The 22,808-nt window shown below is 38.4% G+C and carries 28 protein-coding genes and 1 pseudogene; 20 read left to right on the forward strand and 9 right to left on the reverse strand.

Features of this window, described 5'->3' with window-relative positions; translation table 11 throughout:
* Positions 1 to 60: 60 nt before the first annotated feature.
* The 16 genes and pseudogenes from D8791_RS02540 (at position 61) to D8791_RS02630 (ending at position 12,057) form a co-directional block, all read left to right on the forward strand.
* Positions 61 to 1,701: a hypothetical protein gene (locus D8791_RS02540; RefSeq protein ID WP_223367642.1), complete on the forward strand. Its 1,641-nt coding sequence runs from the start codon at positions 61 to 63 to the stop codon at positions 1,699 to 1,701.
* Positions 1,679 to 2,104, forward strand: a complete 426-nt coding sequence (locus tag D8791_RS02545; protein WP_125446140.1) for a hypothetical protein — start codon at positions 1,679 to 1,681, stop codon at positions 2,102 to 2,104. Before D8791_RS02540 ends, D8791_RS02545 begins: the two co-directional genes overlap by 23 nt.
* 24 nt (positions 2,105 to 2,128) lie before the next feature.
* Positions 2,129 to 2,551 carry a hypothetical protein gene (locus tag D8791_RS02550; protein WP_125390183.1) on the forward strand — a complete coding sequence of 141 codons (423 nt, stop codon included), beginning with the start codon at positions 2,129 to 2,131 and terminating at the stop codon, positions 2,549 to 2,551.
* A 227-nt stretch (positions 2,552 to 2,778) separates the two neighbouring features.
* Positions 2,779 to 5,055, forward strand: a complete 2,277-nt coding sequence (locus D8791_RS02555) for an RHS repeat-associated core domain-containing protein (protein ID WP_260471672.1) — start codon at positions 2,779 to 2,781, stop codon at positions 5,053 to 5,055.
* Positions 5,056 to 5,164: 109 nt separating this feature from the next.
* Positions 5,165 to 5,482: an Imm40 family immunity protein gene (gene imm40 / locus D8791_RS02570; RefSeq protein ID WP_125390182.1), complete on the forward strand. Its 318-nt coding sequence runs from the start codon at positions 5,165 to 5,167 to the stop codon at positions 5,480 to 5,482.
* A gap of 16 nt (positions 5,483 to 5,498) precedes the next feature.
* The gene (locus D8791_RS02575) at positions 5,499 to 5,681 is read left to right on the forward strand and encodes a hypothetical protein (RefSeq protein ID WP_125390181.1); all 183 of its coding nucleotides are present in this window, start codon (positions 5,499 to 5,501) and stop codon (positions 5,679 to 5,681) included.
* A 10-nt stretch (positions 5,682 to 5,691) separates the two neighbouring features.
* The gene (locus D8791_RS02580; RefSeq protein WP_125390180.1) at positions 5,692 to 6,117 is read left to right on the forward strand and encodes a PIM7 family immunity protein; all 426 of its coding nucleotides are present in this window, start codon (positions 5,692 to 5,694) and stop codon (positions 6,115 to 6,117) included.
* Positions 6,118 to 6,248: 131 nt separating this feature from the next.
* The gene (locus D8791_RS02585) at positions 6,249 to 6,590 is read left to right on the forward strand and encodes a barstar family protein (RefSeq protein ID WP_446677526.1); all 342 of its coding nucleotides are present in this window, start codon (positions 6,249 to 6,251) and stop codon (positions 6,588 to 6,590) included.
* Positions 6,591 to 6,704: 114 nt separating this feature from the next.
* Positions 6,705 to 7,091, forward strand: a complete 387-nt coding sequence (locus D8791_RS02590) for a Cdi1I family immunity protein (RefSeq protein ID WP_125390178.1) — start codon at positions 6,705 to 6,707, stop codon at positions 7,089 to 7,091.
* Positions 7,092 to 7,869: 778 nt separating this feature from the next.
* Positions 7,870 to 8,517: an imm11 family protein gene (locus D8791_RS02600; RefSeq protein WP_061422405.1), complete on the forward strand. Its 648-nt coding sequence runs from the start codon at positions 7,870 to 7,872 to the stop codon at positions 8,515 to 8,517.
* Between the two features lie 219 nt (positions 8,518 to 8,736).
* Positions 8,737 to 9,237, forward strand: a complete 501-nt coding sequence (locus tag D8791_RS02605) for a hypothetical protein (RefSeq protein WP_125390176.1) — start codon at positions 8,737 to 8,739, stop codon at positions 9,235 to 9,237.
* Between the two features lie 6 nt (positions 9,238 to 9,243).
* Complete coding sequence (locus tag D8791_RS02610) at positions 9,244 to 9,699, forward strand: hypothetical protein (RefSeq protein ID WP_125390175.1); 456 nt, start codon at positions 9,244 to 9,246, stop codon at positions 9,697 to 9,699.
* Between the two features lie 89 nt (positions 9,700 to 9,788).
* Positions 9,789 to 10,034 (forward strand): hypothetical protein, encoded by a 246-nt coding sequence (locus D8791_RS02615; RefSeq protein ID WP_125390256.1) that lies wholly within the window; start codon positions 9,789 to 9,791, stop codon positions 10,032 to 10,034.
* A 51-nt stretch (positions 10,035 to 10,085) separates the two neighbouring features.
* A pseudogene (locus tag D8791_RS02620) lies at positions 10,086 to 11,095 on the forward strand (S41 family peptidase).
* Between the two features lie 63 nt (positions 11,096 to 11,158).
* Complete coding sequence (locus D8791_RS02625) at positions 11,159 to 11,584, forward strand: GNAT family N-acetyltransferase (RefSeq protein WP_125446144.1); 426 nt, start codon at positions 11,159 to 11,161, stop codon at positions 11,582 to 11,584.
* A 17-nt stretch (positions 11,585 to 11,601) separates the two neighbouring features.
* Complete coding sequence (locus D8791_RS02630) at positions 11,602 to 12,057, forward strand: GNAT family N-acetyltransferase (RefSeq protein WP_125446145.1); 456 nt, start codon at positions 11,602 to 11,604, stop codon at positions 12,055 to 12,057.
* Positions 12,058 to 13,388: 1,331 nt separating this feature from the next.
* On the opposite strand, the gene D8791_RS02635 is transcribed toward D8791_RS02630, so the two are convergent.
* Entirely contained in the window at positions 13,389 to 13,823 is a 435-nt protein-coding gene (locus tag D8791_RS02635; RefSeq protein WP_125446146.1) for a DUF1492 domain-containing protein, read from the reverse strand.
* 133 nt (positions 13,824 to 13,956) lie between these two features.
* Between D8791_RS02635 and mazE the strand changes: the two genes are divergently transcribed.
* Positions 13,957 to 14,172 (forward strand): type II toxin-antitoxin system PemI/MazE family antitoxin, encoded by a 216-nt coding sequence (gene mazE / locus D8791_RS02640; RefSeq protein WP_125446147.1) that lies wholly within the window; start codon positions 13,957 to 13,959, stop codon positions 14,170 to 14,172.
* The gene (locus D8791_RS02645; RefSeq protein WP_125446148.1) at positions 14,156 to 14,509 is read left to right on the forward strand and encodes a type II toxin-antitoxin system PemK/MazF family toxin; all 354 of its coding nucleotides are present in this window, start codon (positions 14,156 to 14,158) and stop codon (positions 14,507 to 14,509) included. Before mazE ends, D8791_RS02645 begins: the two co-directional genes overlap by 17 nt.
* Positions 14,510 to 15,838: 1,329 nt before the next feature.
* Here the strand turns inward: D8791_RS02645 and D8791_RS02655 are convergent.
* The 8 genes from D8791_RS02655 to D8791_RS02695 form a co-directional block, all read right to left on the reverse strand.
* A complete protein-coding gene (locus D8791_RS02655) occupies positions 15,839 to 16,297 on the reverse strand; it encodes a hypothetical protein (RefSeq protein WP_125446149.1) in 459 nt (152 codons plus the stop codon).
* Between the two features lie 20 nt (positions 16,298 to 16,317).
* A complete protein-coding gene (locus tag D8791_RS02660) occupies positions 16,318 to 17,142 on the reverse strand; it encodes an ATP-binding protein (protein WP_125446150.1) in 825 nt (274 codons plus the stop codon).
* Positions 17,143 to 17,157: 15 nt separating this feature from the next.
* The gene (locus tag D8791_RS02665; protein ID WP_125446151.1) at positions 17,158 to 17,961 is read right to left on the reverse strand and encodes a putative phage replisome organizer; all 804 of its coding nucleotides are present in this window, start codon (positions 17,959 to 17,961) and stop codon (positions 17,158 to 17,160) included.
* Positions 17,948 to 18,229, reverse strand: coding sequence for an XRE family transcriptional regulator (locus tag D8791_RS02670; RefSeq protein WP_125446152.1), 282 nt, complete (start codon positions 18,227 to 18,229; stop codon positions 17,948 to 17,950). Before D8791_RS02670 ends, D8791_RS02665 begins: the two co-directional genes overlap by 14 nt.
* Positions 18,222 to 18,554 (reverse strand): DNA-binding protein, encoded by a 333-nt coding sequence (locus D8791_RS02675; protein ID WP_125446153.1) that lies wholly within the window; start codon positions 18,552 to 18,554, stop codon positions 18,222 to 18,224. The genes D8791_RS02670 and D8791_RS02675 overlap by 8 nt, the downstream gene beginning before the upstream one ends.
* A 162-nt stretch (positions 18,555 to 18,716) precedes the next feature.
* Positions 18,717 to 19,214: a hypothetical protein gene (locus D8791_RS02685; protein ID WP_125446155.1), complete on the reverse strand. Its 498-nt coding sequence runs from the start codon at positions 19,212 to 19,214 to the stop codon at positions 18,717 to 18,719.
* Positions 19,215 to 19,682: 468 nt separating this feature from the next.
* On the reverse strand, positions 19,683 to 20,321 hold the full coding sequence (locus D8791_RS02690; RefSeq protein ID WP_125446156.1) for a Rha family transcriptional regulator: 639 nt from the start codon (positions 20,319 to 20,321) through the stop codon (positions 19,683 to 19,685).
* Between the two features lie 13 nt (positions 20,322 to 20,334).
* Entirely contained in the window at positions 20,335 to 20,532 is a 198-nt protein-coding gene (locus tag D8791_RS02695) for a helix-turn-helix domain-containing protein (RefSeq protein WP_125446157.1), read from the reverse strand.
* A gap of 167 nt (positions 20,533 to 20,699) precedes the next feature.
* Between D8791_RS02695 and D8791_RS02700 the strand changes: the two genes are divergently transcribed.
* A complete protein-coding gene (locus D8791_RS02700; RefSeq protein ID WP_125446158.1) occupies positions 20,700 to 21,464 on the forward strand; it encodes a helix-turn-helix domain-containing protein in 765 nt (254 codons plus the stop codon).
* Positions 21,465 to 21,676: 212 nt separating this feature from the next.
* The gene (rhuM, locus tag D8791_RS02705; protein ID WP_125446159.1) at positions 21,677 to 22,663 is read left to right on the forward strand and encodes a RhuM family protein; all 987 of its coding nucleotides are present in this window, start codon (positions 21,677 to 21,679) and stop codon (positions 22,661 to 22,663) included.
* Positions 22,664 to 22,808 lie beyond the last annotated feature (145 nt).

Here is a 22,808-nt window from a genome sequence, read left to right on the forward strand (position 1 = left end):
AAATGCATCAATAATAGAAATGTTAGCTCTTTTATTAGATCAAATAACTAAAGCACCGCATTGGCAACGGAGACTAGTCTCCAATATCTGCAAGAATTGCTGGGTCAACTGCAGCAGACAAATGGGCTAGACTATAGCGATCCTATTATCAGCCAAGTAGTGAACAATCTTTCCCCCATGGCGGATAAGGTCAAGGAGATAGATGATCAGATAGATGAGAGTGTCCAGAAAGCCGAGCTAGAGGCACAAAAAGCCAAGGAATTGGAAGACAAGGAAAAGGAGAGGATAGAAAAGGATTGGCGTCTTCACCATCCAATTCAGGCCACGTTGCGAGATTGGCGTAAGGGCCTCTCTGATAGTTTAGACGGAATGACTGAATGGATGAAGGATGATCCGAACTGGGCCTACATCAAAGGTTTTGGGGATGCAGCCTTTGGCATTTTAGGTGATGCAACATTTGGAGCTGTAGAATTTGGTGTTGATCTTGCCCAATACACCCACGAGGGTCTGGCGTTTGGTTATAATTCTCTCATGGGGAAAGAAACTCCGCAGTGGATGAAGGATGATCTAGAAGGTGGGAAGAATGCTCTTGGTGAAGTCTTACTAAATACGCTTGGGACTGCTTATGGATTAGTCACAATGATTCCAGAAGTGAATGATTTGATTAATGCCTTAGACGACAGTACTCGTAATGGTAGTCTCATGGGGTCGATTCTACATGATGCCCGTCATGCCAAAGATTTGAAACAGCAACCGATTCGTGATAAAATCGAACTAGCTGGACAGTTTTCGGGTTATGAAAGTGGACAGGCTGCGGGAGAAATCATCAGTGAGATCGTTTCATTTATTGGTCCGGCTAAGTTAGCCAAGATAGCCGGCAAGAGCAAGTTGGTAAGCCGATTGTCACAGGTGCCCAAGATTGAAAAGGGCCTATCTTATTTAAAACAAGCTCGTACGATGTTGTCTGACAACTATCTGAGCACACTAGCACGGGAGAGCTATGGTGCGACCAAGGACTTCTTTAGAAGCCGTTTGGGGAATCTTTGGGATGACTTTAGTTACAAGAAGTTCGCCTTTGCGGGGTTGGATAATTTCCGCTATGGAGAGGACATTGGCAAGCATACAGCTCGACTCTACCAGAGTACGGGTGAGAGTGCGGAGTATCAGAGTATACTTCGGGATCTTTATGGCGATGCAAGCGAGCAGAGCGGCCGGAAGGTCGGCCGAGAGTTCAGCAAGGAAGCTAGTGAACAACTATCTAAGCATAGCTATGATGTAGCAGATGCAGTCAAGGCGGTGGATAAGACTACGGATACTGCAAAGGCGGTGGACAAGGCGTCAGATGCTGCTCGTGTGGTGGATAAAGTAGATGATGTCAAAGACGGGACAAGGGCTCTAACTAGTCAAGAAATTGCTGATAAATTTGTTTCGGGAATGGAAGATATTTCAGGAAAAAGTGGAACAAAAAACTTTAAATCACATGGAGGTTATAATAAAGCACTTGAAGATTTCAATTCATTACCCTTAGAAAATGTAACGGAAATTAATACTTCATTTGGTAAAGGGTATAGGGGTACTTTAGATGATGGAACAAAGGTTGTTGTTAGACCTGGAAGTACAAGTGATTTAGGACCAACACTGGAATTTCAAATAAGGCAATCAAAAGGAGGGGTTTCATATGAAATTAGATATGGAGACTAAAAATGAAGAATGGGTAGAAGTCTTTAAAGGTTTGATTCCTGTAGATAACTATAGGTTAAAGGTCTTGTTGACAAATTTGTCAGATGGTCAAGAAATTAGGCTGATTGGAGAGCGAAACCGTTTTAAATTATCATGTATTTATTATGATGAAGCACGATTCTTTAGCAGGAAATTGTATTTATCTGCAATTCTGGATAAAGAGATGTTTAAAAAATTTGAAGAAAATAATTTCCAAAATGTCATTTACGAAGTCAAGAATAGTCAATTAGTGAGAAAACTGGAATACACATCATATTATGATTTAGGAACTTTGCATTCACGACATTATATAATCATAACTCAAGATAGTGTAGTGGAGATTCTTGTTTCTGCAAATTTGAAATTAGATATCAGCCAATACTAGAAAATTTGCTAATCAAACAAGTACATGACTTTAGTACAATTATCAGAAAATAGAACTTGGAGAAATGATATGGAAAAATGGACGGAAATTCAACCGGGCTTCATCCCTTTTGGTGACTATGGTATTGAGATAAATATAGATGGGGATACTTTAATTGCCTACTTGGAAGATTCAGAAAAATTTAAATTTACCTTTACAAAGATCTGGGCTTTCCGAACAGTCCAGGAAAGTTTAGAATTAAGAGATAAATACTGGGAGCAAGGATTGGCAGAGAACAGACCACTTTATCTGACCAACTATATCTATGAGGTCGAGAATACAGAGTTTGATGATTTGGTCGCTTCTGCAAAAGTAGCTAATAAAAAGCTTCATCACTATTTCATAATGTCGACAGAATATTTAGTGGATATTCTATCTGAAAATGATGTAAAAATTGAGAAAGTATAAATCACTTTCACAAATACAATTTGTGACTTAGTTCAATTTCTAACTAGGGGAAATTTTCCCCTAGTTTATTTTATACTAGTTTCACAGTAGACGAGCAGAACAAGCTCATCTCCAGCTACGGCTATGAGTATGACGATGGTGGCTATATCGCCAAGGAAACCATTAAGCAGGATGGTGAAACCCTAGTCCATACCTACACATACGATACTCTCGGTCAAGTGGAAAACATGACCGTATCGGATGCATCTGGTAAGGAACTCTCTAAGCTCTCCTACACCTATGACCTAGCGGGCAATAAACTGACTAGCAACGAGACAGTCGATGGTAAGGAGAGCCAGACACGCTTTACCTATGATGACCATAACCGCTTGACCAAACTGGAAGGGCCAGATGGTACCATCACCTATACCTACGACAAGAATGGCAATCGCATCGCTTCTGAAAAGAACTCAGAAAAGCTAGACTACATCTACGATACAGAAAACCGCTTGCTTGCGATCAAGGACAAGAAGGGGCTTCTCATGGCTGCGCTCTATGACGGGGATGATAACCGTGTCTTCACTGCCAGTCGCAAGGAAGGCAAGAACACCTATCAGCTCTTCCAACGTAAGTCAAAGGATACCAAGTCAGGCCGTAAATCACCATACACAGCCCCGAGTGGGGAAGAAAACTCCCTCTTCTGGTATGGCTTTACTCAGAATGTCCTACAAGCCCTATCCACCCTACCGCAAACAGTAGGAAGCATCTGGCACAGCATCTTTGACGATGTATCGACAGCCTACCACCAGAAAGTGGCTAAGGACCGAGCGACCAAGGAGGGAATCGTCGTCAACCCACCGGAACTCGGTAACTTACCGGGTCAGGGAGAAGTGACCTATGCCAGTCAAGTTCAGGATGTCCTCATCCCTTATACCACACGAGAGGATACCTACAACTACTACGAGGAACGCAACTATGTCAATGATGTCAATCGTGAACATACAGAAGTCCTCGAAACCTATGACCATGATGGCAAGGCTCGTGAGACCTATAGCTATGGCAAGGGTCGAGCTAGCTACCTCAACAACCAAACAGGCGATAGCTACAACTACTTGACAAACCAATCAGGCTCTGTGACAGGCTTGACCAAGGATGGACAAGCCGTCGCATCCAGTCGCTATCATCTCTATGGGGCAAGAAAGATAAGCACAGACACGACAGGTCAGCCATTTGCCTATAACGGCGAAGCTCGTGACGATAGTGGACTTGACTACTTACGAGCAAGGTATTATGATAGTCAGGGAGGTACTTTCTTAACCGGGGATAGCTACCCAGGTGAGGACACAGATCCTCTTAGTCAGAACCGCTATAGCTATGTGCAGAACAATCCCGTTAACTATACCGACCCGAGTGGGCATAATATGGTTTGGTTAGGTGGAGGCGGAGGCTCGAAACGCCGTAAGATCAATACTCGTCTACAACGTTTCTACCAACAAAGTATTGTCGGGCAAGATGCTTTAGGCCGTGCAGTATCACTACGTGAATACACGGATCGTCGCATTCAAACAGACCGCAACTTCCGAGCACCAGCAAGTTATTATCAAGCTTTTGGACCAAATGTGGCAACTTACCAAGGTGGAAGTTATGGTGGACAGAGTTCATATGCTTATGTACAACAACAAGCAGCATACGCAAGAGCCCAAGCTGAACAACGCCGTCGCCAACAGATTCGCTATGAATATGGTTTAGCGACTGGACTCAATACCTCACCGACGATCCGAGAAGGACTCAATCTTGACCGTAACTGGACTCCAGCTTTACAGAACACATTGAAACATGTCTGTGATCCCAAAACGACTAAGGCTCAAGATGATGCTAGAAAGAAAAAACTGACAGCCAGTGAATTACAGCAACTCATCCAAAAAGCAAACTCTGGGGATATGTCTGCGATTGCCACTTTGTCAAGAAGCTATGATTTCAAATCAGTTGTAGGAACAGACACACGCACGAAAGAGGAAATCGAAGCAGGGAATAGACTCGTTTGGCAGAATACAGTAAATAGCTTTAAAAAAATACCTTATTTACTCGGAGAGTTTTTCTTTGTGAGTGATATATACCGTTTAACTACAGGGAAAGATCCAGAAACAGGTGAAGCTGCTAGTCGCTTAGAAGCAGCAGGATGGTTAACAGCTGGTTTAGCCTCTTTTGGAATTAGTAAAGTTTTAAAGGGTGGGAAATTAGCTGGTAAAGGCTTAAAAGCACTGGATAAGGTCAATGATGCATCAAAAGTTGCGAAGGCAGCTGATAAAGCTAAAGATGCTACTCGTGTGGTGGATAAAGTAGATGATGTTAAAGACGGGATAAAGATAAATCCTTTAGAAGATATCACATTTACGGATAAGGTAAAAAAAACAAATGAAACAAGGAGATCTACACTCATTTCCAGAAGCGGTAGAATCATTTGGATCAGAAGGGAAATTATCAACAATAACAGGTGGAGACGGTATTGTACGGAAAAAACTTGAAATTCCGGGATCCTATAAAGGTAAGGATGGAGTATTCGAATATATAATTGAACCTGATAATACTGTAAATCATAGGTTCTTTAGACCTAAAAAGTAGGAGCTAAACAATATGGAATTAAGTAAATATAATTTTGAAAATAGAGGTAGTTCGTTAGAAGAGTTTGGTGTTACAAATTATGCATATACATTTAAAGATGTTTTGGCATATATAGACTGGATAGAATCAAAGAAGTTTGTTATTCTTGGTGGAGATGTGTATTCAAGACAAGGTGATATATTTGATTTAACTTATGATAGCTGGTATTATTCTCCTAAAAATAAAGATAATGATTCACTAAAGTCGATTTCTATGGCCAAAAATTATATTAAACAGTATACAAATAGTAATGGAGAAAATTTTTATTTTGCAATAGCCGTTTCAGAATAATAAGGAAGTTATAGAAGTGTTTACTACACAGATTAAGGAAAATGGGAAAATGAGAGTGCGTATTGACCCACCTGATAATGTTGGTACAGATTATACTCATATGCACATTTATGATAAAAATGGGAAACCGTTAGATATTCATGGGAATAATGTTGATGTAAAAAGCCCTGCGGGACATATTCCTTGGGATAAATGGTAAGGAGAGAGTTATGTTACTATTTAATTTAATAACTAAACAAAAAGAGATTGCAGCAATAGATTATTGGGAAATGGGAATACTAGATTTAAAGATATCCTATTTTGGAGATGAGGTTTCTTTGTGCATAGAAGATTATCATAACAAAGAAAAATACTGGGAAGTTAAGTTTTTAGTATGCGCAAAAGTAGAGTATAGCAATGATGCTTTAGATATTCAGTGGAGAAAAGATCAATACGTTAAAAATATGACTAGAGGAGAATTGCATCATCATGGTCAAGAAATTTCTTTACAAATTTATGAGGAGAATCCTGATTTTGTGAAGTGTATATTTGATATTGGTTTGTTGCAAATGACAATTGTTTGTCGTGATATTCAGATAGAACATCTTGATTTAAAGGATGCACATTTCTTCTGGCAGGATAATGATGTTTTATAGATAAACTGTTCTAAGAGTCAAAGAAAGAGAAGCTAGTTTGTACTACACAACTAAGCATTGAGAACAATTTATAAGGGTGAAATAAGGTGAATGTATATAAACGAATAACAAAATTAGAGAAAATATATTTAATGTTCAAATTCTCTGGTTATTTTTATCTACATATTGATGGAAAAACAGTACAGAGTGAAANAGATGCTGTACAGATATTAGCGGAAGGTTTTAATATTGATGATCTTCAAGATGGTAATTGGGATGCACTAGCTGATCGTCTTGAGCGTCCTGACTGTATAGTCCCAGATAGCATTAATATTTTTATAAATAATGCAAAATATCTTTTTATCAATGATGAAGTTTCTAAAAATGTTTTTTTAGAGATTTTATCTGACATTGTTTTGTGGTGGGATGAAGGTGTTGAGAGATACATAGTTGGTGGTAGAAGAAAAAAATTTAATGTTTATGTCATTGAATAATGCCACTTCATCGAAGTTTGAACAAGTGCAAGTATATAAAGAGTCTGAGATGAAGTCATAGTAAGACACGGACTAATAGCCCAATCTTTAAATTATTTATATAGGAATGAGATTATGTTAGGTATTGAACTGAGAATAGCTATAAATGAGTTAGTTGTGATAGATAGATTATTGAAATTATTGGATACTAGTCATCAAATAGACCATTCTCACTTTTTCTATAGGAATGTAGACATGGACTATTCAGAGACTATAAATTGGAAGGAATATTTCTCCACTCCCGCAACGGGATATCTGCATTTGAAACGAATATTTTTGGGAGAATATATTGAAGATGCTATCATTATCATTTCAGGAAATGAAGATAAGGTTGACTTCATTATTGAGTTTCAAGCTGAGTCTCTAACGAATAAGGAAATAAAAAATATAAAGAATTTTATACTAGAGTCTGATATGAGTATTTCAGATAAAGATATCGAGGTTTTTTATGAGGAATATTGAAGGTGTAGAAAGCATAATAACGTCTACCTAAGATTTTCTAAATAGAGTATTGAAAATAGATATGAAGCAAAATGATTTGAAAATGAAAATAGCTAAGATTAAAAAGCTATTGCTTGAGAATAATATCCAGATAGAGCAAGGCTTAAGCGATGACGAAGTAAGAAAAATTGAGAAAATATATAATGTAAAATTTCCCCAGCAGTGGTTGGAATTTTATCAAAATATACTGCCTGTTTCAGAACGTTTTTATAACTGGAGAGATTTTTCAGTTGAAAACATAGCAGCTATAAAAGAAAGATTAGCGAGTCCTTATAATGGAATTTTGGAAAATATCGATGAAATAGTTTGGGAGATTTCCTGGGGACTAGAGCCTGATAGAGTAGAAGATAAAAATAAGAAAATAAGAAAAATGCTAGAATCAGCTCCACCTCTAATTCCTTTATACGGGCATCNTTTTCTCCCGATATTTGAAAACAAGGAAATGCCCATTTTATCTGTTGTAGATTTAGATATTATCTATTATGGATTGGATTTGTATGATTATTTTGAGGTTGAATTCGGACATAAGCGACTTGTATCTGACTCAAAAAAATATAAAGAAGTTCCTTTCTGGACAAGTAATTTTTATTGAGCAAGTTTGTTAGGATGGGTTCTAAAATTAAAAAGGTGATTTTAGTCCCTTAATAACTGTTAGAGCTAACGAAGAGGATTATTGATATATGTTAGGTATGTAAGATGGAAAAATGCTTTACTCGAATTATTGGAAAGGTTTAGACTAATGTTTTATCAATTAAAATATGATATGGATCTTGTAGATAAGGTTATTGAAAAAAAGAAATGCTATATTTATGGGGATGGTAATAATATCAATGACATCGAATATGAAAATTATCCTAAAGGTAGATTTCATACAATAATATATTCTGAAAAGAAAGTAGAGTCGTGGCCAAATGTAGAATTCTATTATAATTCATTGGAGATGACAGAGGAAAGTGATTACTTAGGTAATATTGATTCATGGCCTATATTTAGAAAGAATGTAGTAAAAATACTAAAAAAAGAATACCCCAATTTAGAATTTTATCCTGTAAAATTAATTGATGTAGCTACTGGAAGCATCAATACAAATTATTTTGTTTTACATGTTCTCTGTGTAATTGATGCATTTGATATGAAAAATAGTAAATACCGTTATAATGAGAAATACGATGTTTATTTTTTCGAACCCAAAGGAGAAAGAATAGACTCCTTAAAGTGTCAAGGAGTAGATGTTTTTCGCGCTTCGAAAAACTTTACTGTGATATATGTATCAGAGAAATTTCGTCAAATGGTTATGAAACATAAGTGGACTGGTTTTGCATTCTATAGAGTTGCTGAAGATAATGAGGAACAAGAATATATAGAAAAACATGGTATATATGAATAATAGTCAGTTAGGTTCCTACTCCAAAAATGAAGAAGTCCATTGACAGAAAGGAGACCTGCACCCTAAAAGTTAGAATAAAAAATCTAGCTTTCAGGGTGTTTTTATGAAATTTTGAAGTATTACTCTACTCTTTATAATTATCAAAAAATCACATTTACAGAATACATTGGAACATGTCTGTGATCCCAACAAGAGTTCAGCAAAGAAGCTAGTGAGCAGTTGGCTAAGCATAGTGATGAAGTAGCTAAGGGTGCGAAAGAAGCTGCAGAACAAGCTGGCAAGAAAGTTGGCAAGGAGTTCAGCAAGGAAGCTAGTGAACAACTATCTAAGCATGGCGATGATGTGGCAGATGCGGTCAAGGCGGTGGATAAGACCACGGATACGGCAAAAGATGTAGCTAGAAGTGATGATGTTATTTCTAAAAATATACAAGCTTCTGAATTAACTATGACGGAAACAGTCAAAAATCATGCAAATGATGTTATTAAACGTGGCAAATACATAGGTGATAAAGCTAGGCCATTCGTTGATAATGCTGGGACAGATTTAATTATTCAAGAAATTATCGATGGTGGAATCCCTGTAAAAGATAAGTACTTACCAAATGGTTTGCGTTGGGAAGTGGAGGGTACATTTAATGGAAGAAGCAGTGGTATATGGGAATTAGTTGTTGATTTAGATACAAACCAAGTTGTACACTTTAACTTTACTAATAGGTAGGAAAATATGTTTAAAATAATAAAAAAAGAGTATACTCAGCAAGAGGAGTTAATATATAAAATAGATACAAAGGAATTAATAGCTGCTCCAACAATAAATAGCGATATTACTTTTAATTTTATATATTTATTTTTAGGTTTTAATTCAGAAAATATGGAGTCCACTCAATTTTGGGGTTATCATAACGACTTTTCTTGGATAAAAAGAAGTTTGGTTCCTCCTAAATCTGATAAAGGTGTAATTGTTGTTACAGATAATGATATTAATGGGGGGGATAGTTTTCGAATTGACTATGCTCAAAATTGGGAAACATATTATGATGAGCAATCAGGTTGGCTTAAAATTGGTTCTGAAATTTTGAGTGAAGATCTTAGCTATGTTGAATTTTTCAGAAATACTATTGCTGGTATTGATAGGTGTGGCAATATTCAAGAATTTTGGCTTAAACCTAAATTTAAATGATATTAAACTAATTAGTCTTTCCAAGAATATGGATTTTCCTGATACGAATAATTGGTCTTCAATTACAGATTAGTTGATAGATATGAAATATCAGATTAAATTTCCTATTATTGGTTTGGCTGTTTGCCCTACTTTTACTGGCGATTGTAATCAATATCCAGCTGAATCAACCCGAACATATGAGCGCTGACTATGTTGGCCTTTGGAAGTCAAGATGGCATGAGGAAAATAAAGACTGGCTCTATCCTCTGAAAAATATTTGTCTTCTTATTCTGGCAGTTCTAGCTGGTTCTGGTCTCATGATTGCATTTTCCAAGAGTGAAAGATGGAAATAAGCTAATCTTACAAAAATGTAAGATTGCCTATTATAAATGTAAGGTAGAGACGTGGAAAACAGGTCTCTATTTTGCTATAATTTGCTCAGGAATCCTAACTAGGAAGGTGTGCGATGATGAAAAAAATCCTTTTAGGTTGCTTGGGAACAGTACTGGCTTTGATTGTCTTGTTAATAGGTTTTCTAGCCTATTTTGGTCCAGATTATGGTATTTTTCTTTTTCCACCTAGTCCGCAGGACTACGCTCGATCGGTCGTAAGAAAGCTTGATTTTGGTCTTTATACTGACAAAGATTGGGAAAATGAGAAAAAGAAAGCCTTAGAGAAGCTTGAATCAGCCAAGACTTATCAAGACACCTATCCTGTCTTGGAAAAATTAACCAAAGAGGCTGGCGGAAAGCATTCTTATTTTTTAAGTCCACAGGATAGTCCTGAAAATAGTCCAGCAAGCAAAAATCAGCCTGAAGTGCAAAATCGGGAGGGAATTCTCTATTTAAAAGTTCCTGCTTTCACAGGTGATGCGCAGGCAGCGGAGGCTTATGCCAAGAAACTGTCAGCAGCTCTTAAAAAGGATGACTATCAGGCGGTTCTTGTGGATTTGAGAGACAATACTGGCGGGAATATGTATCCGATGATTGCTGGATTGTCCTCTATTTTACCTGATGAAGATCTCTTCCAATTCGTTTATAAAAATGGAAGCAAGAGTGCGGTTTCTCGATCAGATGTTCTGAAGCAGCTTGGTCTGGAGCAGACTGATGAGAAAGCAAAGAAAGTGCCAATAGCTGTCCTTACCAATGGGAAGACAGGTAGCTCAGGAGAGATGACTGTTTTAGCTTTTAAGGGACTGGAAAATGTTAAAATATTTGGTCAGCAAACGGCAAGCTATACTACGGGAAATAACTATTATCAACTATATGATGGAGCGGTTTTGCTCTTGACTACTTCGAGTATCCTAGATCGCACGGGCAAGCTTTATGCGAATGAGGCAATTCAGCCAGATCTCCTAACAGACCAGCCTTTAGAAGAGGCGGAGTCTTGGTTGAAGAAACAGTTAGGAGAATAGTTTATTGAAAGCAGTCAAAGAGACTGCTTTTCTGCTATAATAAGGAGTAGAACGAGGTGACAGATGATTCGTAAGATAAAGCTAGAAGACGCCGTAGCCATTCAGCGACTCAATGCTGAGTGCTTGGGCTATGATTTCGATAGGGAAGCGACGGAGGGGCAACTGAAAAGGCTGCTAGATAATGACCAGCATTTGATTTTGGTCGCTGAAGCAGATGGACAGGTCATAGGTTACGCTCATGCGGCTAGCTACGACTGTCTCTATTTCCCGTCCTTGCTCAATCTCTTGGCCTTGGCCGTCGCTCAGGATTTTCAAGGGCAGGGACATGGCAGAGCACTGATGCAAGCTTTGCGTGAAGAGGCAAAAGCTGCAGGCTACACAGGAATTCGGATTAATTCAGGCATTTCCCGCTCCGCAGCCCATGAATTTTATCGCAGCCTCGGCTGCAGTGAAAAAGCAGACCAAAAACGATTTTATTGGAAATTTTAGAGAAAAGAGGACTAGAGATGATTGAACAATTAACCCAGCAGCATGCTTTAGAAATTGCTAAGGACTGGCATTACGAGGCACCTTATGATTTTTATGACATGAAAAATGACCTGGAGGATTATGAAGAAATGGTCTCCCTAGAAGCGCGTGGAGACCGTTATTATCAAGTTCTGAGAGAAGGAGAACTCTATGGATTTTTCTGCTTAGAGCAGAAAGGAGAGCGAATTTTGGAGCTTGGTTTGGGGATGAAGCCGGAGCACTGCGGAAAAGGTCAGGGTGCTACATTCTTGCAGGAAATTCTGGACTTTATCATAGAAAATTTTGCACCCCAAGTCATCAGGTTATACGTGGCTGACTTCAATCACCGAGCCCAGCAGCTTTATCTCAACATGGGCTTTGAAGTGGTGAGGCGCATTCCGCAGGAAAGCAATGGCGATATTCACCTCTTTGTGGAAATGGAGAAGAAGCTTTAACTTACCTATGACTGCTAACAGCAAATTCGTAAATGAATACCAATAAACAAAAGGAGAAAACCATGACATTTGAAGAAATTTAGAAAAACCATGATTTTATATATTCTTTAGTGTCTCTTTACAGTGATTTATAGCGGTTTATAGCAAGAATACCAATATTAGTTCATCTTTGATATTCTTCAGGAGTCCACAAAAAGGTGAACAAAAAAAGCCCTAAAAAGGGCGTGAAATTTGATGAGTTCAGCAGGCAAGAAACTAGCACGGTCAAACGTGCTTTTTTATTACCTGAAGCTATTATACCATGCCTCACTTCCTAAAGTACAACAAGTACTTTGCTAGACTACAATATTACTTTGGATTTTTAATCAAAATGTTGTATAATTAAATAAATAAAGGAACTGGTTTGGCACCCAATGACCTATTTTAGGTCGGCGCCTAAGTCAGTTCCTTTTACTGTTTCGACTACCCAAAAGGGTATACCCTTAATATTCTTGCGTCAATTAGTTTTTTAACTTATAATTAAGTTAAGATAAAGGTGGTCTAACGCCCATGAAGCAGCTTGCTGTGGAGGCGGTGGGTCACCTTTATTTTTTTATCTCACAAAAGCCCCTAGAATCGTTTCTAAGGGCTAGCTATAAGGAAGGATAGGCGGGACCGCCGAATGTCGCCCGCATTTCTCGACCCACTAGCTAAGTGGCGCGTTGGAGGCGGATACTTTTCAACCTCTATCCTTTATATCTTGATTATATCATATTTCCTCTTAATCTAAATCTGTGAAGAATTATTCTTATCCTTATGTCCATATCGGCCGTAAAAAGTACACTCCTTTTCTTAATTGTCCCGTGAAAAAATGTATAGTGCTGGTGTGAAGGCCGTAAAGAGTAGAGGGTAGGCCCATAGCCCCTGCCTTTGATATTATTAATCTTTTATTACTCTCGATATTTGCAGTCCTCTTTGTTCGCTCCTTGTTCAATTAAAAAATGAAAATCTTTCTTGGTTCACTCTCGGCTCGATCATGCGTAGCTTCGTCCTCACGATAACTGGTGGAATGTGTAAGAACTTGTTAGTACTAGGTTGTTTTTATAAATATCCTTAGTCAATGGGTAGCCTTATAGCTAAAAAATCAACTTAAAAGCCTAATAATACCGTATTTCTTTCTGCTTTAAAATTTTCAAAAAGGGAATTTTTCACACGGAAAAGGCCGCTTCCTTTAAAACTGAAACAATATAGCCCCGTTCAAAAAAACAGGGGGTAGTTTCCGAATGTTGAACAGTATAAGTGATAGCCTGAAGCATTTGGCCAAAAGGCAAGCAGCGGAAGAAGCTGCTTTGCTAAGTAAGTTTAGAAGCTCCATCACTCGTAAGCTTAGCAAGATTCTTTATTCCTGAACTCTTTATCCTGTAAATTGTAGTTTTTGACTTTTCTATCTTGTCTTCGATATTCCATATTTCCAAGTGATTGACATAGAACATCCGCAATACTGACCTTTCAAGAGGATCGCTCAGCTTGTCAATGAGTTTAGAAGTTTCTAAACGTTCATTGATTAGATTGGAAAGTCTCTCTTGTATATCTTCTTTCAACTTCAAAACATAGACAAGTTCATTCTCCGTATTGTTCACTCTACTAGTCTGGACTTTGGTTTGTGTCAGAGTTGATTTTTTAAATAAACCTTGATCTAAATACTGAAGTTCTAACTGCAAACTCTGAATCTCTTTATCTAACCATCTAATACCTTCTAACTTTACTTTTACTTGCTCTGGTGTCATGCCTTAGCCTCCTCTTATGGTATAATAAATCTATCAAATCTATACCAAGGAGTCAGTCGCAAGGCTGGCTTTTTGCTTGCTTTTCTCTCTGTTTTTGTATATACTCGATATATACAAATAAAGGAGAAAAGAAATGAATACAGTAAAAACCCGTAAAGTTGGGAACTCTCTGACTGTGACCATTCCCAAGGCGCTTGATGTCCCGGAAGGTCAAGAAATGGTCGTTTACAAAGGCGCTGATAATGTGATCGTCCTAGCTCCAAAGATTGCAGATCCATTCGCTGAAGCGGCTGACCTCCGTATGGAAAATGATTTTGAAGGGGTGAAACTACTTGACAGCGAAATCTAACTATGTCCCAGAAAAGCAGGATATCATCTGGATAGACTTTGATCCATCTGTCGGGCGTGAGATACAGAAGCGCCGCCCTGCTGTGGTGGTATCTCGTAAGGAATACTCAGAACGCACTGGCTTCGTTGCCGTCTGCCCTGTCACGCATGGCCAGAAGAAACTAGAAAAGCTAGGCTTGCTGGTTCCTGTCCTATCCTCTGAGGTAGACGGATCAGTGAATCCGCTCCAGCTTTACACCTTCGACTTTCGAGAACGCCAGGCGAAAAAAATCACCACCATGGACACACCAAGCTTTCAGAAGGTTGTTCAACTCTATAATTTCATCTTTGAAGCATGAATCGATTAAGCTGAGGCGGAGCGCCTTGGCTTTTTGTATTTTCAACGATTGGTGGAATATGTAGGAACTTTTCAGAACCAGAGAGCATGTTGTAAACAGATAAGGCAAGTTATTTGTTCCTTCTCTGCTTGATAAATGATAGGGGATATTTTGCTATTTCTCTATGTTCGCTCTAGCTTCAAGTTCGTAGGTAAGGGATTAGCCCACGTATCTCTTTATGGTTTGATAGGCAATTAAGGGACGTTTTTAGCTCCCTTATTTACTTATCATTCTGCAAGCAATTAAGGCAAGTTATCTCTTTGCTTATCTGCTTATCATTTGGTAAGCAACAAATCCAAAATAACAGACTTTTAAATTGCTCTTATCTCCCTGTCATTTTGTAGGAAAATAAGGAGAGTTATTTTAGTTCTTATTTCCCTATCATTTTGTAAGGAGAAAATCCAAATTAAGGAGGCTAATAAGTCTCCTTACAGTTTTTCAGGGAGCAAAATCAAAATAAGCGATGTTATTTCCTGTCTTATTTCCTTACCGTTTGACAAGGAGAAAAACGAAAATAAAGAGCTTTTAAATTCGTCTTAACCCCCTATCGTTTTGTAAGCAATTAAGAAGGCTTATTGTCGTCCTTATCTGCCTACCATTCTGCAAGGAGAAAATCCGAAATAAGATGGCTAAAAACTCCGCTTATCTGCTTGTCATTTCTCAGGGAGTTAAGGAGGGTTATTATTGCTCTTATCTGCTTGATAAATGATAGGGAGATGTGGCCACTTTCTCGGGGTTCGCTCGAGGTTCAGGTACATGTAACCCCACCATTTTCTAGGCATATTTTTGCCACTACCTAGCCAAAACCTCACCATTGGAGAAGTTAGATACCTTACCAAAACCTTACCGTTCTATGGTTCTAAAAAGTAGCTGTACCTAACCAAAACCTTTACATTCTACGACTCTAAAAAATATAAATACCTTAGGTCAATCTTAGGGCTTTTAAAAATGTAACCTTAGCCTAATCTTAGCCTCTTTGATCTATGCTACCTTATACTAACCTTATACTTTTTATATATGCAACCTTAGCCTAATCTTAGCATTTTTTTAATATTCAACCTAACCCTTACCACACCCTTTTTTGGAACGCTTACCGCACCCTTTTTTTGGAACGCTCGAACCAGTCAAAATCCTTGATATAGCTGACTTATTTCAAAGGTCAAACCGTCAAATATGTAGTATTTGTTTGTTTTGTAAATTGCACACTACTACAAATTATCATGTAAAAAAACCAAATCTATTGGGATAAGTAGCAATTAAGCCACAGAAAGAGGCAATGCCCCTTTGCTGCTATTCTTCACTGAGTAAGCCGCTTGCTACCACATTACGGATAAACTGAGCTTGTTTTTCTTTGGGCAGTTGCAGGGCTTCAAGTAAAGACTCCAGAGCTTGCTTATCTGTGCTTGCAATCAACTTTTTAATGATATTCTGGAACTGCCCTTCTAGGTACTCGCAAAAATGGATCCGCTGTGCTTGTGTTGGCTGCACTGTTACTGGTGAACTATCTGCAATCAGCAAGAAGCAGGCTTCCGCGATTTGGGCGAATAACTTTGCACGCGCTTCAGGGTGTCTGTATAATTCATAGGCGTTTATGCTGGCGTCTTCCATCCGGAGCTTCTCACCTAGTTCAATCAGTTTAGGCGTATCTTCAAGACACACTGGTGTTGCATCCGCCATAAAATCGTCACGTTTGCGATTGAGTTCCTCCAGTTCCTGATCTGCTTGTTCAAAGTATGTTGATTCTGTCACGAGCTTCCTCCTTTCTTTGGCTAAAAATTACGCTTCATCCTCTTGTCTTTGATGTCTGTCATGTTATATACATTTCCCTCTGATCGTTTTCCGATTCGACTAACTAGCTTGTCGTTATAGATTCTGGCCAGCTCCTTGCCGTTGTGGTTGGTGTTGATGATAGTTGTTTCCCGCTTATCAAAAACCTTGAAAAGAAAGGTCTGTACCCAGTTATTGGCCTCATCTTTTCGGCTATTCATAACGCTTTCTGAGCCTAGATCGTCAATAAAGAGATAGTCAACCTCGGTCAGTAGCTTCAAGGCGTCATACTCTGTAAAATCACTCTGCCTATACTGCCAGCCTGACTGAATGCGCGTGACGATTTCAGCAATGCTGACAAAGAGGACGCTCTTAGGCTCATTCTTAGCCTTATAGCCCTCGTTGATAGCTTTGGCCATGGAATAGCATAAATGGCTTTTACCAGTGCCTGGATTGCCCATAATCAGCGTGTTTCCTGTCATACCGTTTAGGTACTGCCTAGCTTGCTTGATAGCAAACTCCTTGGCCTCGTGTTCCTCTTTTGTCTCAGCTTTGAAAGTGCTAAAAGAAGCCTCTCTTAGCTCATTTGACACCGTACTTTCACGCGCTAGCATGTCATAGGTTGAAGAGTCCAGATCATGCCCTAGGGCTTTTTCTACGCCCTCTAGCTCTGTCTGTTTAATGTTCTCCCTAGTACATTCCATGCAGTAGGGTGATGTATAACCATCTGGCTTTTTGAATTGTACCAGGTTAATCTGATGAATTGGGCAAAGCTCATCAGTGACCTTTATTTTTTCATTGAGCTGGTCTGTATTCAGTAATTCCATTGATTCTCCTCTCCGTCAGTAGATAAACGGGTCTTGAATATCGTCATCAGACTGACCTAGTTTCTTTTGCTGAAACTGTCTCTGTTCATCTTCGACTTGTACCATGGTTCTAATACCGTTCTGTCTCCAGTTCTTGAGTATTGAATTGATATAGCTAAAAGATCGCTTGCCGTTATCTGCAGCCTTGTCTATGGCAGTCTTGATAACCTCTAGCTCCATACCGTCAAGAGTGAGATAGTCAGTCAGTATTTGATATTGTTGTCCGTCTATAATTCCTATGCGGGTTTGGTAGTAACTAGAAATTTCAGCAGCAGAAGCAGCAGAAGTTTTTTTATCTATCTCTTCTTCTAACTCTATCTCTATCTCTTTCTCTATCTCTATCTCTGTCTTACACATAGATAACGTTGTGAGGTCTTCGGGTAACATTGTAAGATTTTTGCTTTTTTCTTGCTGTTCTTTACGATAACTCCGCATATAAGCTGCATGATTAGTTTCTTGTTGTACCAAGGCTTTTGCTTGTGTTAGCTCTGCATTTTTATCTTCATCAATCTGAATGAGTCCGCATTTTGTAAAATAGGTCATAGTCATTTGGATATCATCTTCGGACACATCTAATTTTAGAGCCAACTCCTCTTTAAGAGTTTCAAGGTATCCCTCGTAATATAAAATACAGTCGCTTTCCAAGCTTTCTAGCATTAAGCGGATATATATCACCGTCATAGTGTAACCGCCTGGCATATTTTTAAGCCGCTTGATAAAAAGATTCTCAAAAAATTTCTTGTCAATTTTCAGCCAAAAATAGATTTTAGTCTTTGCCATTTTCCACCCCCAAAAATTTTAAAAGTTCGCTAACCCTGTAATACACTTTTCTAGCATCCTCTAGCGGTGGTTTGTATCGTCTTAGCCCTGCATTTTCCCACCGTTGCAGTGTCTTATATTTTATGTCCAGTTCGTCCATGGCTTGCTGGGCTGAGATTAGACCCGTTAAGCGTGGTTTGACCTTCTCACGCGCTTCTAGATAGTTCTCCACAAGCTCCAGAACGCCATGGGTTAGTTCATATTCACTTTCTTTGCTGAGACTAAACATTCTGATCAGCTCCCTTCAGCAGCTCTTTATAGCTTTCTAAATCAGCTTTGATAAGCACATCTAGACGCCTTCCTTCTGTGTCATACTGAGCCTTTAGTTCCCTGATACCTGCTAGGCGTTCGGTATCATTAGCAGGGATATAGTAGCCGTTACCTGCCCCACGTTTGGCCACAATGGGAATACCATAGCGAATGATAAGCCGGAGAATATGATCTCGTAAGGCTCTCATCTCCAGCCCTAGCACATTGGCTATATCCCGCCCTGCGCGTGGCTCGTCTGCCCCTACGGGTATCAGTCTTAGAATTCTTTCTTCAAGTTCTGTCATGGCAGGCCTCCATTGTTTCAAGCCATTTTTCCATCTTTCTGAGTTGCCGTTTGGTGATATATCCTCGGCGTCTGTAAGCAATAGCCCAGGAGTGAAACAGCTCAGCACATACGCCGGCCAGAAAGAACAGTAGTAGTGTTAAAATTGCACCTAGTAGCTCGCTCATTTTGATAACTCCTTGTGTTGTACATTGTTGCTGATATCTGCTGTGAATTGCTCGATATTTCGTGCCTGTTTTTCTTGATAACTAGAATTGGGTAAATTTTGATTAGTATCTTTCATGATTTCTTTAAAAGTTTTAGTAGCTCCTAAGTATAGCTTTTCTGTGTAAGTAAGATATGCCTGTTGCTCCTCCTCTGACGTAAAGAATGCTTGAGCTTGTCGCTTGAAAAAGGCCTGTCTCATTGCGTCAATTTCAAAAATGCCAGGGCTGAAAAACATACCCGTTGACTTATTAAAAAGTTTCTCTAATTTGCTGCCGTCATTCAGTTCGGGCAATTCAACCCAAAGCAACCTGGCTAAATCCTCCTTGATAGCCCCTAACTGAACAGATAGCAAAGATAAATCGACTAAGTTGTTTTGCTCTCCGATTTGGTGCAAATTATCGGCGATTCTATCCAAGTTTTTTGTTAGATTTCCATAAGTTGTTTTTGTTGACATACTGTTCTACCTCGTTATTTTTGATTTTTTCTGTGTAATTGCTATGCCAATGAGCATGCTTTTCCGTGATAAAAAGACTTATTTCTTATCTGCTTCCTTGTACAATACTTCTTTCTGCAAGCCTAGACTATTCCCAGCGGATAACCGCCCCAAACTTATCGTTTTCCCTCTGGTCGTGTAAGCTTGTGCCAAAATAATAGTCTAGCTGTGTGAAATTTTCTTAGGGTGGTTTAGGTTGTCCCATATCCATAGACACCTAATGGCGATACCGGCACCTAATACTTTTTTCTCTCCAGTTTTAAGAGTTGGCGCTCTCCGTATGGTCAAAGTGTCCTAGATATGCTATAATCTAGGTATAAATCTTTACTAAAACCCTTTTAATAACAGCTTGCCTGCTTGTTTATTATGTTTTAGTGATAGTGTGAAAGGCTCTGCGGTGTGGTTATTGCTAAGCCTTTTTTGTTGCTCTCACGCGCCTTGTGGTGCGTTTTCTTTTGGTCTGAAGACCATAGACTTAATATCCTGATAGGTCATGCCCAGGTTAATCATAGCAATAGCCATATCTTCTAAGGCTTGGTATCTGACAAGCTCGGCACTAGTCAGGCTATCGATCCCTGTCAGACCGCCACGCGCTGCCATCAGTTGCTTTTTATTCATGCCGCTAGTGCCTTTTAGCAGAAGGTTTGTAATGGTGCTATGCGCGTGTTTTGGAGCTTCCTTCCAGCTTTCTATGCTGTCGTGTAAAGTCTTGCGCTTTGGCTTCTCTAAAGCACGCTGCAGCTTAAACTGAGATAGCTCATCCCGCATTTCAAAGAATGCTTTTACTAGATTTGTCTTGAAGCTTCTAACGGGTCGGGTATTCCCTAGATAAGTCACTAATAAAGTCGCTTGCTGTTCGTTTAAGCGATAGATTTTTCTAGGCCGTCCGCCTAATGATCCTTTTTCAGGTTTATGGATTTCAAATGACAAAACCCCGAAGACTTCTAAATCTTCTTTGTGTTTATCAATTAGTTTTCTGACTGAAATAATTTCTATTTCAGCATGCTCTGCCACTATTTCGTGGGTTGTATACGGCTCTTTCTTGCCGTCCATGTAGACTAGGTTCATTGGGGCTCCTTTCTTACTCTTCTGGTGTTAGTAGTTCGTCAAGTGTGACTCCTAGATAGTCAGCAATCTTTAGCAAGGTTTCTGCTTCAGGATTTTTTGTACGCTCATAGTACAAACTAGTAAGTGTAGTCTTTGAAATCCCTGTAGCTTTATGCACGTCTAAAACTTTTTTACGTTGCTTTGCTAAAAGAACTCGAAAGTTATTTTTCATCCACATCCCTCCTTTTTGTTGTAATCTATACATTACATTTTTATTAAAAAATTGTAATATGTACCTACAGTTTACAAAAATCAAAAAATATTGTCAAGCATTTTTTACAATCATTTGATAAAATTGAAGGTGTATTGTAAAATATAAACTGAATAAGGAGTAATCAAATGATACAAACCAATTTAAAAGAGTTATTAAACAGAAATAATATCAGTATAAACAAACTATCAATTGAGACTGGGTTGTCACGTCCAACATTAACTTCATTAATGAATAATGAAAGTAAAGGTATACAGTTTGATACTTTGGAAAAATTACTAGATTATTTTGATATTTCTATTTCTGATTTTTTTAGTGTCTATAATGAAGAAATTATCTTCAATTTTTTATCTGAAGTTTCATTATCCAAGGCGAAAATTATGGAAGAAAGGCCATTTTCTATTGAAAGAAATGATAATTATGTAGAATTTAATCCTTCAGAACTAATGACTTATAAGTGTTGTATAGAAACCGATGGAATACCTGGGAAGTCATTTGATGGGGCATTAACCCCTGTTATGGATAATGAGAAAATAGTGGCTATGAGACTAATTTTCTTCCGCTCTGATATGGAAGGAAATTCATTGCCAATTCAAGATGTCAAAGCTTTTATAAAGAAGTTGGATAGTAGCGCTTTAGGAAGTCTAGTAGAAAAATTTCTTAGCAACTGGTATAAAAGGTATAAAATTATTAAAAAAAGCGATTTTTCAGATATAATTATTACCAACCTTACTTTATTAGATGATCAACCTGTCTCTTATCCAGTTTTTATAGATATAGAAAAAATAGGGAAAGAAATAAGATTTGACTTATATGGATACAAAAATAGTGGTTATAAAAAAGGGGATGAAGATTTTAGTAATTCTGTAATTTTTAATGATTTAGAAGGTTAGAAAAAACTGTACACTATCTATTACTAATCTTTACAAAAAATTCTCGCCTATTTTTAATTCAAGTCTTATTTATGCCAAAACGATAGCAAAGAGTAGAATTTTTAAATCAGCTTTAACGCTCATAATGCGCGTGATTTCTCGGCGTTCGCTCGGAGTTCAACGTCATATTAGGCTTGTAACTCAACTGCTCATAATTTTTTAGAAAGGATCTCATGAACGAACTGCAGTTTTTAATCTATACCGCTGATAACGACAACGAGACAGCTAGTGTCATCATCAAAGGAGAAACGATCTGGGCTAGTCAGAAAGAAATGGCTAGACTTTTTGATGTCGGTGTTCCTGCAATCAGTAAGCACCTAAAAAATATCTTTGAAGAAGGTGAATTAGAAGAAAATTCAGTTATTTCCAAAATGGAAACAACTGCGACCGATGGTAAGAATTACCTAGTCACTTACTACAATCTTGACGCTATCATTTCAGTTGGTTACCGTGTCAATTCTCAAAAAGCTACGAGGTTTAGACAGTGGGCTACTTCGGTACTTCGTGAGTACATGATAAAAGGTTTCGCCATGGACGATGAGCGCCTGAAGCAAGGCGAGAACTTGCTGGAAAAAGACTATTTCCGTGAGCTCTTGGAGCGCGTGCGCTCTATCCGGGCTAGTGAGCGCCGTATATGGTTACAGATTACAGATATTTTCGCTGAAATCTCTATCGACTATGATCCACAAAGTACATTGACTAAGCAATTCTATGCGGATGTACAGAATAAGTTTCATTATGCAATTACGGGCCAAACTGCTGCGGAAATCATCTACACGAAAGCAGATCATACAAAAGACAACATGGGTCTTACAACATGGAAAAACTCCCCTAACGGTCGTATATTGCAATCAGATACCCAAATAGCAAAGAATTATCTAACAGAAAAACAGATTCGTTCCCTTGAACGAGGTATATCTAGTTACTTTGATTACCTGGAAAGGCAAATTGAACAAAGAAAAGCTCAGACAATGCAGCAACTAGCCCAAAGCATTGACAGATTTTTGACTTTCCAAGAATACGATATTTTAGAAGGTCATGGGAAGATCACTTCCAAGGCTGCGAAAGATAAAGCAAAAGCAGAGTATCAACTGTTTAACAAAACCCAAAAGATAAACTCGGACTTTGAAAGACAAATCAAGCACCTATCAGATAAATAATCTGATATCCTCACGATCTCATTTTTTGACCTAGATTATTCACCCAAAACATGCCACGTTTTAAAACGCAATATAAACCCGTTTAAGCGCGTGTTTTCTTTTCTGGTATATTTGACCATCCAACTCATTAAAATCGAAAATAGAG

Origin of the sequence: Streptococcus cristatus (assembly GCF_003943515.1) — a bacterium.
GTDB classification, from domain to species: Bacteria; Bacillota; Bacilli; order Lactobacillales; family Streptococcaceae; genus Streptococcus; species Streptococcus cristatus_D.

Coding starts and splice junctions, on each gene's coding strand:
- D8791_RS02695 (WP_125446157.1), bottom strand. CDS start 20,532: ATGAAAAATAACTTTCGAGTTCTTTTAGCAAAGCAACGTAAAAAAGTT.
- D8791_RS02665 (WP_125446151.1), bottom strand. CDS start 17,961: ATGGCAAAGACTAAAATCTATTTTTGGCTGAAAATTGACAAGAAATTT.
- D8791_RS02660 (WP_125446150.1), bottom strand. CDS start 17,142: ATGGAATTACTGAATACAGACCAGCTCAATGAAAAAATAAAGGTCACT.
- D8791_RS02610 (WP_125390175.1), top strand. CDS start 9,244: ATGTTTAAAATAATAAAAAAAGAGTATACTCAGCAAGAGGAGTTAATA.
- imm40 (WP_125390182.1), top strand. CDS start 5,165: ATGGAATTAAGTAAATATAATTTTGAAAATAGAGGTAGTTCGTTAGAA.
- rhuM (WP_125446159.1), top strand. CDS start 21,677: ATGAACGAACTGCAGTTTTTAATCTATACCGCTGATAACGACAACGAG.
- mazE (WP_125446147.1), top strand. CDS start 13,957: ATGAATACAGTAAAAACCCGTAAAGTTGGGAACTCTCTGACTGTGACC.
- D8791_RS02580 (WP_125390180.1), top strand. CDS start 5,692: ATGTTACTATTTAATTTAATAACTAAACAAAAAGAGATTGCAGCAATA.
- D8791_RS02635 (WP_125446146.1), bottom strand. CDS start 13,823: ATGACACCAGAGCAAGTAAAAGTAAAGTTAGAAGGTATTAGATGGTTA.
- D8791_RS02555 (WP_260471672.1), top strand. CDS start 2,779: ATGACCGTATCGGATGCATCTGGTAAGGAACTCTCTAAGCTCTCCTAC.
- D8791_RS02690 (WP_125446156.1), bottom strand. CDS start 20,321: ATGAACCTAGTCTACATGGACGGCAAGAAAGAGCCGTATACAACCCAC.
- D8791_RS02545 (WP_125446140.1), top strand. CDS start 1,679: ATGAAATTAGATATGGAGACTAAAAATGAAGAATGGGTAGAAGTCTTT.
- D8791_RS02675 (WP_125446153.1), bottom strand. CDS start 18,554: ATGACAGAACTTGAAGAAAGAATTCTAAGACTGATACCCGTAGGGGCA.
- D8791_RS02685 (WP_125446155.1), bottom strand. CDS start 19,214: ATGTCAACAAAAACAACTTATGGAAATCTAACAAAAAACTTGGATAGA.
- D8791_RS02700 (WP_125446158.1), top strand. CDS start 20,700: ATGATACAAACCAATTTAAAAGAGTTATTAAACAGAAATAATATCAGT.
- D8791_RS02630 (WP_125446145.1), top strand. CDS start 11,602: ATGATTGAACAATTAACCCAGCAGCATGCTTTAGAAATTGCTAAGGAC.
- D8791_RS02590 (WP_125390178.1), top strand. CDS start 6,705: ATGTTAGGTATTGAACTGAGAATAGCTATAAATGAGTTAGTTGTGATA.
- D8791_RS02600 (WP_061422405.1), top strand. CDS start 7,870: ATGTTTTATCAATTAAAATATGATATGGATCTTGTAGATAAGGTTATT.
- D8791_RS02550 (WP_125390183.1), top strand. CDS start 2,129: ATGACTTTAGTACAATTATCAGAAAATAGAACTTGGAGAAATGATATG.
- D8791_RS02625 (WP_125446144.1), top strand. CDS start 11,159: ATGATTCGTAAGATAAAGCTAGAAGACGCCGTAGCCATTCAGCGACTC.
- D8791_RS02670 (WP_125446152.1), bottom strand. CDS start 18,229: ATGTTTAGTCTCAGCAAAGAAAGTGAATATGAACTAACCCATGGCGTT.